This is a genomic window from Paenibacillus sp. oral taxon 786 str. D14 (assembly GCF_000159955.1).
GTDB lineage: Bacteria > Bacillota > Bacilli > Paenibacillales > Paenibacillaceae > Fontibacillus > Fontibacillus phoenicis.
Genome location: NZ_GG695970.1, coordinates 593,384 through 607,207 on the forward strand (window position 1 = coordinate 593,384; position 13,824 = coordinate 607,207).

Annotated in this window: 14 protein-coding genes; 12 read left to right on the top strand and 2 right to left on the bottom strand. The window is 51.8% G+C overall.

The window, feature by feature from the left end; translation table 11 throughout:
- The first annotated feature begins 65 nt into the window (after positions 1-65).
- From POTG_RS24580 to POTG_RS02850, 12 genes are all read left to right on the top strand, one after another.
- The gene (locus POTG_RS24580) at positions 66-227 is read left to right on the top strand and encodes a hypothetical protein (protein ID WP_232282202.1); all 162 of its coding nucleotides are present in this window, start codon (positions 66-68) and stop codon (positions 225-227) included.
- A gap of 3 nt (positions 228-230) precedes the next feature.
- Positions 231-542 carry a GNAT family N-acetyltransferase gene (locus tag POTG_RS02800; protein WP_009223277.1) on the top strand — a complete coding sequence of 104 codons (312 nt, stop codon included), beginning with the start codon at positions 231-233 and terminating at the stop codon, positions 540-542.
- A gap of 167 nt (positions 543-709) precedes the next feature.
- Positions 710-4,414: a nitrate reductase subunit alpha gene (locus POTG_RS02805; RefSeq protein ID WP_442852580.1), complete on the top strand. Its 3,705-nt coding sequence runs from the start codon at positions 710-712 to the stop codon at positions 4,412-4,414.
- Complete coding sequence (narH, locus tag POTG_RS02810; RefSeq protein WP_009223279.1) at positions 4,404-5,951, top strand: nitrate reductase subunit beta; 1,548 nt, start codon at positions 4,404-4,406, stop codon at positions 5,949-5,951. The genes POTG_RS02805 and narH overlap by 11 nt, the downstream gene beginning before the upstream one ends.
- A complete protein-coding gene (narJ, locus tag POTG_RS02815) occupies positions 5,944-6,519 on the top strand; it encodes a nitrate reductase molybdenum cofactor assembly chaperone (protein ID WP_009223280.1) in 576 nt (191 codons plus the stop codon). Before narH ends, narJ begins: the two co-directional genes overlap by 8 nt.
- Complete coding sequence (gene narI, locus POTG_RS02820) at positions 6,506-7,204, top strand: respiratory nitrate reductase subunit gamma (protein WP_009223281.1); 699 nt, start codon at positions 6,506-6,508, stop codon at positions 7,202-7,204. Before narJ ends, narI begins: the two co-directional genes overlap by 14 nt.
- Positions 7,205-7,230: 26 nt before the next feature.
- On the top strand, positions 7,231-7,689 hold the full coding sequence (locus POTG_RS02825; RefSeq protein ID WP_009223282.1) for a GAF domain-containing protein: 459 nt from the start codon (positions 7,231-7,233) through the stop codon (positions 7,687-7,689).
- On the top strand, positions 7,686-8,747 hold the full coding sequence (locus POTG_RS02830; protein ID WP_009223283.1) for a sensor histidine kinase: 1,062 nt from the start codon (positions 7,686-7,688) through the stop codon (positions 8,745-8,747). The genes POTG_RS02825 and POTG_RS02830 overlap by 4 nt, the downstream gene beginning before the upstream one ends.
- Before the next feature lie 44 nt (positions 8,748-8,791).
- On the top strand, positions 8,792-9,442 hold the full coding sequence (locus tag POTG_RS02835) for a response regulator (protein WP_198136147.1): 651 nt from the start codon (positions 8,792-8,794) through the stop codon (positions 9,440-9,442).
- A 14-nt stretch (positions 9,443-9,456) separates the two neighbouring features.
- The gene (locus tag POTG_RS02840; protein WP_036643825.1) at positions 9,457-9,975 is read left to right on the top strand and encodes a hemerythrin domain-containing protein; all 519 of its coding nucleotides are present in this window, start codon (positions 9,457-9,459) and stop codon (positions 9,973-9,975) included.
- Positions 9,976-10,168: 193 nt separating this feature from the next.
- Positions 10,169-11,671: a nitrate/nitrite transporter gene (locus POTG_RS02845; protein WP_036644003.1), complete on the top strand. Its 1,503-nt coding sequence runs from the start codon at positions 10,169-10,171 to the stop codon at positions 11,669-11,671.
- A 38-nt stretch (positions 11,672-11,709) separates the two neighbouring features.
- Positions 11,710-12,123 carry a hemerythrin domain-containing protein gene (locus tag POTG_RS02850; protein ID WP_009223287.1) on the top strand — a complete coding sequence of 138 codons (414 nt, stop codon included), beginning with the start codon at positions 11,710-11,712 and terminating at the stop codon, positions 12,121-12,123.
- A 68-nt stretch (positions 12,124-12,191) separates the two neighbouring features.
- Here the strand turns inward: POTG_RS02850 and POTG_RS02855 are convergent, their stop codons facing one another.
- A complete protein-coding gene (locus tag POTG_RS02855) occupies positions 12,192-12,698 on the bottom strand; it encodes a DUF3231 family protein (protein ID WP_009223288.1) in 507 nt (168 codons plus the stop codon).
- Positions 12,699-12,913: 215 nt separating this feature from the next.
- Positions 12,914-13,816, bottom strand: coding sequence for an aldo/keto reductase (locus tag POTG_RS02860; RefSeq protein WP_009223289.1), 903 nt, complete (start codon positions 13,814-13,816; stop codon positions 12,914-12,916).
- Positions 13,817-13,824: the final 8 nt, after the last annotated feature.

The following is a 13,824-nucleotide window of genomic DNA, read 5'->3' on the forward strand; positions in this document are numbered from 1 at the left end:
TCAGTCGGATGATCTTCGGCAAGCTCCATGAGATGGATCTTCTATAACGGAAGGATGGACGACCGATGATCATTAGACCTATCCAATCGAAGGATAATGCAGAGATTGAAGCGGTGATCCGCGATTGTCTGATCGAGTTCGGCGGAAACCGGGAAGGGCTGGCTTGGCAGGACGACAGCCTTCGCGCGCTTTCCCGCTATTATGAGCCAGTTGGAAGAGCTTACTAGGTCGTGGAGAAAGATGGCCGGGTGATCGGAGGAGCTGGGATTGCCCCGTTTGCTGATTCCAGCGAGGTGTGCGAGCTGCAGAAAATGTATTTGCGGCAAGAAATCCGCGGGACCGGGATCGCAGCCCAGTTGCTGGCGACCTGCTTAGACTTTGCCAAGCGTCATTATAAGCAATGTTATCTGGAAACGCTGCAGACGATGGAGGCGGCGAACCGTTTTTACCGCAAGCATGGCTTCCGGAAGCTGGAAGTTCCGCTAGCCGGCTCCGAGCATTTTGCCTGTGACGCCTGGTACATGATGGATCTTCATTCCTAACGAATACCGAAATTTGTTCTTCAAAAAACGCCATTTTGGCGTTTTTTTGTCGTTATAGGGCGTTCACCGACAGGCCAAGGGAATTCCCTGATGGGAAGCAGGTGCGATGCGTTTCATAATGGAATCAGAAGCTCGAATACCATTGATTCCCCGTCAAAGGCATTCATATGGGCGATGAAGGAGTGAACACTTCCGTGAAACGAAGATCAGGACTTAGCTTTTTTAAGAAGCCGGAAACGATCTCGGGCAATTGGACCAAGATCGAAGAGAAAAGCCGGGAATGGGAAAATATGTACCGCGGCCGCTGGTCGCATGATAAAGTTGTGCGCACGACGCACGGGGTGAACTGCACCGGCTCTTGCAGCTGGAAGGTGTTCGTGAAGAACGGAATCATCACCTGGGAAAATCAACAGATTGATTACCCGTCCTGCGGACCGGATATGCCCGAGTTTGAACCGCGCGGCTGCCCACGGGGCGCCTCGTTCTCGTGGTACGAGTACAGCCCGTTGCGGGTGAAATACCCTTATATGCGCGGGAAGCTGCTGCGCTTATGGCGCGAGGCGATGACCAAGTCTCAAGGGAATCCCGTGCAAGCCTGGGCGAGCATCGTGGAGAATCCGGAAGCTGCAAGATCCTATAAGCAAGCTCGCGGGAAAGGCGGACATGTGCGCGTGACCTGGGAAGAAGCGTCCCAGCTGATTTCAGCACAAATCCTTTATACCATTAAAAAATATGGGCCTGACCGGATTGCTGGATTTACACCGATTCCAGCGATGTCGATGATCAGCTATGCATCGGGCGCGCGGTTCATTTCATTGCTGGGCGGCGAAATGCTTAGCTTCTACGACTGGTACGCTGACCTGCCGCCGGCTTCGCCGCAAATCTGGGGCGAGCAAACCGATGTACCGGAATCATCCGACTGGTATAACGCCGGATATTTGATCATGTGGGGCTCCAATGTGCCGCTCACGCGGACCCCGGATGCCCACTTTATGACCGAAGTTCGCTACAAAGGAACCAAGGTGGTGTCCGTAGCGCCGGACCATGCGGAGAACGTCAAATTTGCCGATAACTGGCTCGCGCCGCATCCGGGTACAGACGCTGCGGTTGCCCAAGCGATGACCCATGTCATCCTTGACGAGTTCTATGTGAAGCGCCAAGAACCGATGTTCTTGAATTATGCCAAACAATACACGGACATGCCGTTCCTCATTTTGTTGGATCCGCATGAAGGTGGATATAAGGCCGGACGTTTCCTGCGGGCCAGCGATCTGGGGCAGGCGACGGAGCATGCCGAATGGAAGCCGGTCATTTATGACGAGGCGGCTGGAGAGTTGATCGTTCCGAACGGAACGATGGGCCAACGTTGGGAGAAGGACGTGAAGTGGAATCTGATTCTGGAGCGGGAAGACGGCACCCGGATCGAACCGGCGCTGTCAGTCGAACCGCACGGCGGAGAATGGACAGAAATCGTCTTCCCTTACTTCGATGCGGCAGGCAACGGCACGTTTACTCGGTCGATTCCGGCCAAAACGGTCACTTTGGCAGACGGCAGCACCCGATTGGCTGCGACTGTCTTTGATTTGATGCTTAGTCAATATGGCGTGAACCGCCCTGGCAGCACCCATACCGCCAAAGGGTACGATGATGCGGAATCGCACTATACGCCTGCATGGCAAGAGCGCATTACCGGTGTGAAGGCATCGCTGGTAGTGCAAATCGCACGCGAGTTCGCGCAGAACGCGCTGGATACTGGCGGCCGTTCGATGATCATCATGGGCGCCGGGATTAACCACTGGTTCAACAGCGATACGATCTATCGCTCCATTCTGAACCTGGTTGTGTTGACGGCATCCCAAGGCGTGAACGGCGGCGGCTGGGCCCACTATGTCGGGCAAGAGAAATGCCGGCCGATTGAAGGGTGGTCGACAATCGCGTTTGCCCGCGATTGGCAGGCACCGCCGCGGCTGCAAAACGCGACCTCGTTCTTCTATTTTGCTACAGACCAATGGAAATACGAGGAGATGAGCGCGGAATCGCTGAAATCGCCAACCGGCGGGGAGATTCCGTACCGTCATCCAGCGGACTACAATGTGCTGGCTGCCCGACTGGGCTGGCTGCCATCGTACCCGCAGTTTAATAAGAACAGCCTATCGTTCGCCGAAGAAGCGGCGGCTCAAGGCAAAACCGATAATACGGACATCATCAAGCATGCTTATGAGCAAGTGGTGTCAGGCGAAACGAAGTTTGCGGTGGAAGACCCGGATGCGCCGGAGAACTTCCCGCGTACGCTGTTTGTCTGGCGGTCGAACCTGATCTCCAGTTCGGCGAAAGGGCAAGAGTTCTTCATGAAACATCTGCTCGGCACGCATAATGGGTTGTTATCCAGTCCGAACGAAGAGGAGAAGCCGGAGGAAATCGTTTGGCGTGATGAAGTGGAAGGCAAGCTGGATCTGCTAGTGGCACTGGATTTCCGGATGACAGCGACCCCGATGTATGCCGATATCGTCCTGCCTGCCGCAACTTGGTATGAGAAGGTCGACCTGTCCTCAACCGACATGCACCCGTTCGTGCATCCGTTTAACCCGGCGATCGATCCGCTGTGGGAATCGCGGACGGACTGGGATATTTACCGGTCGCTGGCCAGCGTCTTGTCTGAGATGGCGAAGGAACATATGCCGGGCGTATACAAAGACGTAGTTTCCTCTCCGCTGGGTCACGACTCAATGGCTGAAATTTCCCAGCCTTATGGGGAAGTGAAGGATTGGAAGCGCGGTGAAGTCAAACCGGTACTTGGCAAAACGATGCCTAGCTTTAGCGTGGTTGAGCGCGATTACACGAAGATCTACGACAAGTACATCACGCTGGGACCTAACCTGGAATCTGGCAAGGTGGGCGCGCACGGGGTCAGCTTCTCCGTGAAGGAAGAATACGAGGAACTGAAAAAGATCAACGGCGCTTACACCGATGATACGATCAAAAACGGTCGTCCGAAGCTGCGTACCGCAAGACAAGCGGCCAATGCAGTGCTGCACCTGTCCTCGGCAACAAACGGCAAAGTTTCGCAGAGAGCTTGGGAATCGGCTGAACAGGATACCGGCGTGGAGTTGAAGGATATCTCTGCAGATCGTGCGGCGGAACGCATCACCTTTGCGAACATTACCGCACAGCCTCGCGAGGTCATCCCAACTCCGGTATTCAGCGGTTCGAACAAATCAGGACGCCGGTATTCGCCGTTTACAACGAATATTGAACGGTTGGTGCCGTTCCGGACGTTAACGGGACGCCAGCATTTTTATCTGGATCATCAGATCTTCCTGCAATTCGGTGAGGCGCTGCCGGTTTACAAACCAACGCTTCCGCCGATGGTGTTTGGTCCACGGGACAAACAGGTTGAGGGGGGAAAGGATGCACTTGTCCTGCGCTACTTAACACCGCACGGGAAATGGAACATCCATAGCACCTATCAGGATAACCTGCACATGCTGACCCTGTTCCGCGGCGGGCCTACCGTGTGGATCAACAATGAGGATGCCGAAGCGCATCAGATTAACGATAACGATTGGCTGGAGGTCTATAACCGCAATGGCGTTGTTACGGCTAGAGCCGTAGTCAGCCACCGGATGCCCAAGGGTACGATGTTTATGTACCACGCCCAAGACAAACACATTAATGTTCCTGGTTCGGAAATTACGGGTGAGCGAGGCGGCAGCCATAATGCGCCGACGCGAATCCATTTGAAGCCAACGCAGCTCGTTGGGGGCTATGCCCAGCTTAGCTATGGTTTCAACTATTACGGACCTATCGGCAACCAGCGTGATGTGTACGTTGCCGTGCGCAAACTGAAGGAGGTTGACTGGCTTGAAGATTAAAGCGCAAATCGCCATGGTGATGAACCTGGACAAATGCATCGGCTGTCATACCTGCAGCGTGACCTGTAAGAGCACCTGGACGAACCGGGAAGGCGCCGAATATATGTGGTTTAACAACGTTGAAACGAAGCCGGGGATCGGTTATCCGAAGCGGTGGGAAGACCAAGAGCATTACAAAGGCGGCTGGACGCTGCGTAACGGGAAGCTGGAGCTGAAATCCGGCAGCAAGCTGTCCAAGATCGCGCTCGGTAAAATTTTCTATAACCCGGATATGCCGGAAATGAAAGACTACTACGAGCCTTGGACATATGATTACGAGAAGCTGACGAATTCGGGCGAGAAGAAGCACCAGCCTGTGGCCCGTCCGAAATCCGCCGTCACCGGCGACACGATGGACCTGGATTGGGGACCGAACTGGGAAGACGATCTGGCCGGCGGCCATATCACCGGACCAAAGGACCCAAACATCGAGAAGATCGAAGAGGACATCAAGTTTAACTTCGAACAGTCGTTTATGATGTACTTGCCTCGTCTATGCGAGCATTGCTTAAATCCAAGCTGCGTGGCTTCCTGTCCATCCGGCGCAATTTATAAACGCGATGAGGACGGCATCGTCCTCGTCGACCAGGAAGCTTGCCGCGGCTGGCGTTATTGCATGACGGGTTGCCCATACAAGAAGGTTTACTTTAACTGGAAAACCAACAAAGCGGAAAAATGCACATTCTGCTTCCCAAGAATCGAAGCAGGACTTCCAACCGTGTGCTCCGAAACCTGCACCGGACGTATCCGTTATCTCGGCGTGCTGTTGTATGATGCGGATCGCGTGCAAGAAGCGGCATCTACCCTAGATGAGAAGGATTTGTACGAAGCTCAGCTAAGGCTGTTCCTTGATCCAAATGATCCGAAAATCATCGAGCAAGCCCGCAAAGATGGACTTTCTGAGGAATGGATCGAAGCGGCGCAAAATTCGCCGGTCTACAAGCTGGCCATCGAATATAAACTGGCCTTCCCGCTGCATCCAGAATACCGGACGCTGCCAATGGTGTGGTACGTACCGCCGCTCAGCCCGATCATGAGCCATTTTGAAGGCAAGGATTCGATTCAGAACCCGGATCTCATCTTCCCGGCAATTGAGGAAATGAGAACGCCGATTCAATACCTGGCGAATCTGCTGACGGCTGGGGACACGGAAACGGTAAAAATCGCTCTGCAACGGATGGCAATGATGCGCCAATACCAACGCGCACAATTCTCCAAGCAGCCGTTTGACGAGAAACGATTGGATCGCGTGGGGCTGACCGCACAACAGGTTGAAGAAATGTACCGTTTGCTGGCGATCGCGAAATATGAGGATCGGTTCGTCATTCCAACCTCGCATAAGGAGGGGTACATGGACCCGTACCGGGCCCAAGGCACCGCCGGATTTGGCATGGATTGTGACGGCTGCGGTCCTGCCACTCCGATTCCGGCGAGCACCGGCAAGAGTGGACGGGATCTGTATGAACAAAACTTCTATGGGGGGATCTGGCGTGATTGATCTGGTGAAACTGGATGCACATCGCGAGTTGTTCGGCTTTTTTGCCGGGCAGCTCGTTTACCCCGACAAGGAGACGTTCGCTTCCATTCAGGAAGGTGGGGAAGAGGCTTTCCCTGCTTCCGTCATGGAGCCGGTGTCGAAATACCGGGAACAGATGCTTGCACGAAGCATGGAAGAGATCGAGGAGCTTTACGTCGATACATTTGATTTTGAGAAGTCGTCAACGCTGTATATGACGTATTTCAAATATGAAGATTCTAAAGACCGCGGACAACTGCTGACCTCGCTTAAATTGGTTTACGAGATGTTTGGCATGGAGATGGTGGACCGGGAGCTGCCGGATTTTCTGCCGCTGATGCTGGAGTTTTTGTATGCGGCCGATTGGCTCCATCATCCGCATGGCTTAATGGCGATGCAGACGGTAATCTCGATTTTGGAGGACGGCACTTACCAATTAATGAAGTCACTGGAGTCGAAGGGGAACCCTTATTATCCATTAATCAAAGCCCTTCGGGAAACGTTTAAGCTGTGTTTGTCGCAGGAGGTGAAAGTCCATGAGCCTGTTTGAGCAATTTCTATGGGTGATTTTTCCCTATCTATGCGTGGTCACGTTCGTGGTGGGACATATCTTCCGTTACCGCTACGACCAGTTTAACTGGACAGCCAAATCCAGTGAGTTCATCGAGAAAAAACGGCTAATGCTCGGCAGCCTCCTGTTTCATATCGGCATTATCCCGGTCATTCTGGGTCATGTGGCCGGGCTAGGTATTCCGAAGGAATGGATGAACGCGATTGGCGTCAACGAACATTTGTATCATATCGGGGCGATGTATGGCGGTGGATTTTTTGGCGTGGTGACATTTGCCGGAATGCTGATTCTGACGATGCGTCGGTTGACGATGAAAAATGTGCGCCGGCTTAGCTCCGCGTCGGATATGATCGTCAATGGATTGCTGCTGTTCATCATTTTTATGGGGATGTACTCTACGCTGGTGACGAATAACGTACAGCCGGACTTTGACTATCGGGAGACGATATCCATTTGGTTCCGTAACCTGCTGATCCTCCGTCCGGAAGCCAGCTATATGGCAGAGGTGCCGATCACGTTCCAAATCCACATTTTGGCAGGGTTCCTGATCTTTGCCTTGTGGCCGTTTACCCGGCTCGTTCATGTGTGGAGCGTACCCTTGAATTATGCCCGGAGAAGCTATATCCTTTATAGGAAGAATCGCTCGCATTCTGCGGGACGTTAAGGATTTGAGATTAGGGAGACGAGTTCATGAAACCAACCTCCGGTTGCTATCAGGTGATGATCGATCAATTAAGAGAGCAAATGGGGTATGATTTTGTGTCGCTGGCCTTTGCGGAGTCGGCGATCAACGACTTTGTACTTACCTGGAAATACGCTTCAGGCAATTTGAATAACCGCTACAAACGGATCGTTCTCCAGTCGGGTAAGGGGGTTGCCGGCATCGTGTTCAAAACCGGCAGCCCCATGCTGGTTCCCCGTGTAGACGAAGTGCTTCAGCCGCAAGAGCTGTACAATTTTCCGATCTTGCTCTCGGAGCGATTAACCAGCTTGGCTGCACTCCCGTTATATTTGGCGGATCGGGTGGAAGGCGTTCTCTTGGCGGGCTACCGGGGAGAGCAGCGGATGTCCCAGGAAGATTTGCTCCAGCTGTATGAATGGCTGCAAGGCCAGTTTGGGGATTTTGAGATCAAGGAGCTGATCCCATGAATCCGTTATCCTTGAACGTACCCATCGAGCTTCTGCAGAAGCAGTATGAGCAAAGCTCCGATGCAATCATTTTCTTTGATGCACAGCATCGGATTATGGCGATGAATCCTCAGGCCGAGAAGCTGCTGGATCGCCGGGTGCTGGAGGAATCAGCAGACACCGAGCACAACGCTTTTTGCTTCTCGTGCCGTGGATATACTAGTGAAGATGAACCGATGTCCTGTATCAATTGCTATCTTTCCAACACCAAGAAGGATTTTAGCTCCTTCCAGCTCTATTTGGAGACCAAGACGAAAGGCGTCGTCCCGTTTTCGGCCAGTTTTCAGACGGTGGACCAAGAGTCGGGGGTTCGGGTGCTGATCTTGCGCGATCTGACGAATCCCATCATGACGCAGCAAATGCTGAACCGCAATACTATGATGAAGAGCATTATTAAAGCCCAGGAGGATGAACGCAAGCGGATCTCCCGCGAGTTGCACGATAGTGTCGCTCAAGAGTTGATCAGCTCGCTGGTGGATCTTCGGGTGTTGAAATATTTGAATGTGCAAGAGGAAGCCTTGCAGAAAATCCAACAAACGGAGGCTTCGCTCACCCGATTGTTGGAGCAAATTCGCAATCTATCGGTGGAGCTGCGTCCAGCCTCCTTGGACGATCTTGGTCTGGATGCGGCTTTTCGTTCGCATTTCAAATGGATTGAGAAGAACTACGGGGTCGTCGTGCGTTTTGTGGCAGAGCTAGGCGGTCAGCGTTTTAACAGTGAGGTTGAGACGGTCGTCTACCGGGTATGTCAGGAATCTGTGCTGAACGCGCTGAAATATGCCAACGTAGACGAGATTGACGTCCGTCTATTTGCTTCCGAGCATACGCTGGAGCTTGTCGTTTCCGATCAGGGATGCGGATTTAACGTGAATGCAAACGATCCGAAGGGAACCGGACTTGGCATTTATGGAATGAAAGAACGGGCAGAGCTGGTAGGCGGAGAAATCACCGTGACTTCGCAGCGGGGGAAAGGAACGACCGTTCATTTACGGATTCCGTTGGCTGCCGTTACCCCGTAATGGTGCTGCAAACGTAAGGATTTTGCTTGGATAGGGAGGTATGGATCGTGAAAGTAGTAATCGCGGATGATCATGCGGTCGTCCGAAGCGGTTTTGCGATGATTATTAATTTTCAAGAGGATATGGAGGTCGTGGCGACGGCCGCAGACGGGATCGAAGCATACAAAATGGTAGCCAAACACCGGCCGGACATCCTGTTGATGAATCTCAGCATGCCTCCAGGCGAAAACGGCTTGATCGCGACGGCCAAAATCCATGAGGATTTTCCCGAAACGAATATTATTATCCTCACGATGCACGATGACGAGGAATATTTATTTCATGTGCTTAAGAAAGGCGCCAGAGGGTATGTCTTAAAAAATTCGCCAGATGAGCAACTTGTCTCAGCCATTCGCATGGTGCATCAAGGAGGGGTTTATATCCATCCGAAGCTCGCCTCCTCCCTTGTCCGAGAATTCGTTAGCCAAGATCAGCAAGCCGATGAGAACAACCCTTACCAGCTGTTGTCTACCCGTGAGGTTGAGATTCTGCCGCTGGTCGCCAAAGGCTACGGAAATAAAGAAATCGCTGAAATGCTGCACATCTCCGTCAAAACGGTAGAGGCCCATAAAGCCAAAATTATGGAGAAGCTGAATTTGAAATCAAGACCTGAGCTGGTGGAATACGCAATTAAGAAGAAGCTGCTGGATTTCTAATGGAGGCCTATGACATGGAACGAGGAACACTGTTAAGTGAAACGCCCGCCATGCGTATTCTAGAGAACGAGCACCGTTATTTGGCTAGTTTGATGAACGAATGGCATGCGATTGTACTGGACTTTCAAAACGACCGCTACTCCGGGGATCAGGCGACGCAGCAGTTCGCGCTTCTTCAGGAGCTGTTACATGAGTTTAAAGCGCCTTTGCGCAAGCATTTTCATAAAGAAGAAACGTACTTTTTTCCGAGATTAGGTCAACATATTGGGTATGACCAAGGGCCTCTCGTGTCTATCGAACAAGAGCATGAAGAGATCTTCGCTTATATCGATCATTTTCTTCACCATGCCAACAGTGAGCATTCGCTGGAGGAAATGAAGGCTTTGTGCCGAGACGCAGGGGAAGCGTTTGAAATTTTGACGGTGCATTTCGTGAAGGAAGAAACCGTCTTATTTCCAATGACCAAGCAGGTCATGAGATCGGCGGAACAAGAGCAGTTGAATCAGGAACTTTACACGTTAATTGTTGAATAGTTTTCCAATAAAATGTACAGCCCATAATCATTATCCAATGGTTATGGGCATTTTTGTGACCAAACCGGGCGGATAGGGAGTTTCCCTAGGCAAACGGGGGAAAACCCTATACAGGCCCCCAAAGCGGATCAGCTACAATACGAGTGGGGAAATCAATGGTCATTCAGAAGTCATTTTGGAAAAGGTGATCGATTTGATAAAAAAAGTTCAGTTGCCGCTGCAAACGCTAAATCTGGTCGTCGGTTTTGCCGTATGGGTCATTATCTCGTCCCTCGTATCCTTTATGGGCGAGGATATCCAGATTCCGGCCGATAAGGTGGCCATCATTACGGCAATTCCTGTTGTACTAGGCTCTATTCTGCGTATCCCGCTGGGGTATTACGCTAATATTTTCGGGGCAAGGATTGTTTTTCTGGTCAGTTTCATTTTGTTGCTGTTTCCGGTGTTCTACATCAGTGAAGCAAACTCTTACGTCGATTTGATCATCGGCGGGTTGTTTCTCGGCATCGGCGGTGCCGTCTTCTCAGTCGGCGTAACTTCGCTGCCGAAATATTACCCGAAAGAGCGTCACGGTCTGGTCAACGGCGTGTATGGTCTCGGGAATCTCGGGACGGCGGTGACCTCGTTCTCCGCACCGGTCATCGCGACGCAAATCGGATGGTCGGCGACGGTCAAGCTGTATTTGATCCTCCTTCTGGTTTTTGCAGCGTTAAATATTTTCTTGGGTGACCGTAAAGAGCCGAAGGTCAAAACGGCCATGATGGAACAAATCAAAGGCGTTTATAAGAATGAAAAGCTTTGGTTGTTCTCGCTGTTGTATTTTATTACGTTTGGTTCGTTCGTTGCGTTCACCGTCTATTTGCCGAACTTCCTGGTGACGAACTTTGAACTCACCAAGGTGGATGCGGGAATGCGTACGGCTGGATTTATCGCTTTGGCGACGTTTATGCGTCCGGTTGGCGGTTGGCTGGCGGACCGGTTTAATGCCTTGATGCTGTTGATCGTGATATTTTCAGGGTTTACGCTGGCGGCGATCGTGCTGGCGTTCTCTCCGACGTTTACTTTATACACCATCGGCTGTCTGGTGATCGCAATGGTTGCCGGAGCTGGGAACGGCGTCATCTTCAAGCTGGTTCCGCAATATTTCAATAAGCAGGCCGGGATCGTCAACGGGATCGTATCGATGATGGGCGGCCTGGGCGGATTCTTCCCGCCGCTGTTGCTGTCCTACATCCACTCGGTAACCGGACAGTATGCCATCGGGTTCATGCTGCTGTCGCAGGTCGCCTTGGCCAGCTTGATTCTCGTGCTCTGGATGATTTATTCCGATAAGCTGAGCTTGTCCTCGGAAGTATTCAACAATACGGCGCAAGGTATCCTGGTGACCGATCCTAAAGGCACGATTGTGGCGGTGAATCCGGCGTTTACGGCGGTAACTGGGTTTAGTAAAGAGGAGGCGTTAGGGAAGAAGCCGAATATTCTGCGAACGAATCGCCAAGCTCCGGATTTCTATGAGCGCATGTGGAAGAGCATTAAAGAAACCGGCATGTGGCAAGGGGAGATCTGGAATAAGCGCAAAAACGGTGAGATCTACTTACAGTGGCTGAATATCAGCACCGTCAAAGACGAAACCGGAGAGGATATCCGATATGTCGGGACGTTCTCTGAGCTTCCAAAGGGAAAGGCGGAGAAGTAACGAATCCAGATTACATCAGAGAATAGGGGGAGAGTCCAATGCCGGTTGGTCCATCGCTGCGGCAACTCCATGCTCATCAGGCCATTCATGACGGCGGCTTGGCAGGGGCGAAGTCGAAAACGAAGGAAGTTGCGGGTTTCTACGCCAGCGGAGATCTGGAGTTGGCAGAGCAGGCAACGAATGAATTGTTGGGATACTGGGAGTCGCGGATTCTAAGTCATGCGGATGCAGAAGAAGACGGCTTCTATCAAGAAGTAACTGAGAAGAATCCAGACCTCCAGGAGGCGGTCGTGCAATTAAAACGCGATCATGAACTGATGCGAATCGTCGTTCGCAGCATTCACCAACAGCGAGAGACCTCTGGTTGGAGCGAGGCTATTTTGCACAAGCTTTATGCTTTGCTGGAGATTAATGAACTCCACAGCAGGGAAGAAGAAAGGTTATTGTTTTAATGAAATAGGAAAAAGCGATTAAGCAGCGGGTCTGTTTAATCGCTTTTTTCATGACTTGTAAACACGAATTACTCTGGTTTTTTGAGTTGCAGAGGCGGAGGAACCAGCCAGCCCTTTTCCTTGCTCATCCGTAAGATTCTAAGCCCCAATGCGGTTTTGGTGGCGTGGTATTTTGCAAACAACGCGCCGATATCCTCTCGGATCGATAACCCCATGGCTCCGCTGCAACCGGCCAAAGAAGCTGCAGTATCCATGGCGATTTTCGCGGCGATTTCTGCATCGGCAAATCTGGCTCCTGGTGGAATATCCTCAAGCTTCGTTTCCGGTCGTTCCGGCAACATGGGGGAGGGGGTGATCCCATTGTCCGTCAACAGCTTGTCCAGTTCTTTAATCTCCAGTTTAGCCTGATCCATCAGGTCCTTTAAAATCTCTTTCAGATCTTTGTCACCCGCATGGTACGTGAACAGCTGGTAGCAGGATAACATCATTTTTGCTGCCATCGAACTTTCCCATATCGTGAAAATTTCGCCGTAGTGCATTGGCTCATGCTTCGGATTCCCGTCTAACACACCCATGAAGAAATCTCCTTTGCTTCGTCATTTTGCTTACCGCAAGTAGTATGTCTCCTTAAGTCGTGTTGTATGAAGCCGAAACTATGGGGCTAGTAAGGAACCGTGACAAATGATTAGAAGCCGCATAAAAAACAGACCCTTTGGTGAAGGGCTTCCCGTCACTAAACTCGAGTTAGCGAGGATGCTGTTCACTTATAGGGCCTGCTCTTATTTTGAGATTAACGGTGCAACGTATATTGATTCGCTTTACTTAAACTGCGAATCAGTTCAACTTCTTTCGTACTTAATTCGGGAACTTCTGCAGCAGCAAGATTTTGCAGCAGCTGCTCGCGTGAGCTGGCTCCCGGAATGACCACGGCAACCGCAGGATGGGCGAGGGAATAGCGGATAGCCAACTGAGTAAGGTTGCGCTCCGGCGTCTCCAGGTCCTGTAGTTTGCGGCGCAGTTCACGGAGTTCATCCAGCTCGTAATCCAGCACACCTTTAGCGGGTTCGCGGTTCGCTGCCAGTGCACCGCTGGCTAATGGCCCTCGAGCTATTACGCTGATCTGATGCTCTTGCAGCAGGGGGAACACTTCTTCTTCGCCGCGCCGGTCTACGATACTGTACTGATTCATGACGCTGACGATGGACGAGCGAGAGACATATTCCCGGATGACATTCGGACGAATGGAAGATATCCCATACTCGCGGATGACGCCTTCCCGCTTCAGTTGTTCAAACGCTTCGATCGTGTCATCGATGGGATCCTCGATCGTTCCGCCGTGCAGTTGGTACAAATCGATATAATCCGTGCCGAGCCGGCGCAGGCTATCTTTCACTGCCGAGAGGATATACGATTTCGATGCATCCCAGACCCAGCCGTCTTGTCCAGGAATCCGCCGATTTCCGACTTTGGTTGCCAGAATGACGCGATCCCGGCGCCCCTTAATCGCCTTGCCGACGATTTCTTCATTGGTTCCGGCATCGTACAAATCAGCTGTGTCGAGAAAATTGACGCCCCGGTCCAACGCCTCGTGAATCAGGCCAATCGCTTTGGATTCTTCCGTCCCTAGCGACATGCAGCCCAGCCCGATTTCACTGACAATCAGCTCGGAGTTGCCTAAACGGTTCATTTTCATTTTCTAGA

Bases quoted from the DNA above. Each gene is read 5' to 3' on its own strand.
- POTG_RS24580 (WP_232282202.1), top strand. From the start codon at position 66: ATGATCATTAGACCTATCCAATCGAAGGATAATGCAGAGATTGAAGCG.
- POTG_RS02805 (WP_442852580.1), top strand. From the start codon at position 710: ATGGGCGATGAAGGAGTGAACACTTCCGTGAAACGAAGATCAGGACTT.
- narI (WP_009223281.1), top strand. From the start codon at position 6,506: ATGAGCCTGTTTGAGCAATTTCTATGGGTGATTTTTCCCTATCTATGC.
- POTG_RS02825 (WP_009223282.1), top strand. From the start codon at position 7,231: ATGAAACCAACCTCCGGTTGCTATCAGGTGATGATCGATCAATTAAGA.
- POTG_RS02830 (WP_009223283.1), top strand. From the start codon at position 7,686: ATGAATCCGTTATCCTTGAACGTACCCATCGAGCTTCTGCAGAAGCAG.
- POTG_RS02840 (WP_036643825.1), top strand. From the start codon at position 9,457: ATGGAACGAGGAACACTGTTAAGTGAAACGCCCGCCATGCGTATTCTA.
- POTG_RS02850 (WP_009223287.1), top strand. From the start codon at position 11,710: ATGCCGGTTGGTCCATCGCTGCGGCAACTCCATGCTCATCAGGCCATT.
- POTG_RS02855 (WP_009223288.1), bottom strand. From the start codon at position 12,698: ATGGGTGTGTTAGACGGGAATCCGAAGCATGAGCCAATGCACTACGGC.
- POTG_RS02860 (WP_009223289.1), bottom strand. From the start codon at position 13,816: ATGAAAATGAACCGTTTAGGCAACTCCGAGCTGATTGTCAGTGAAATC.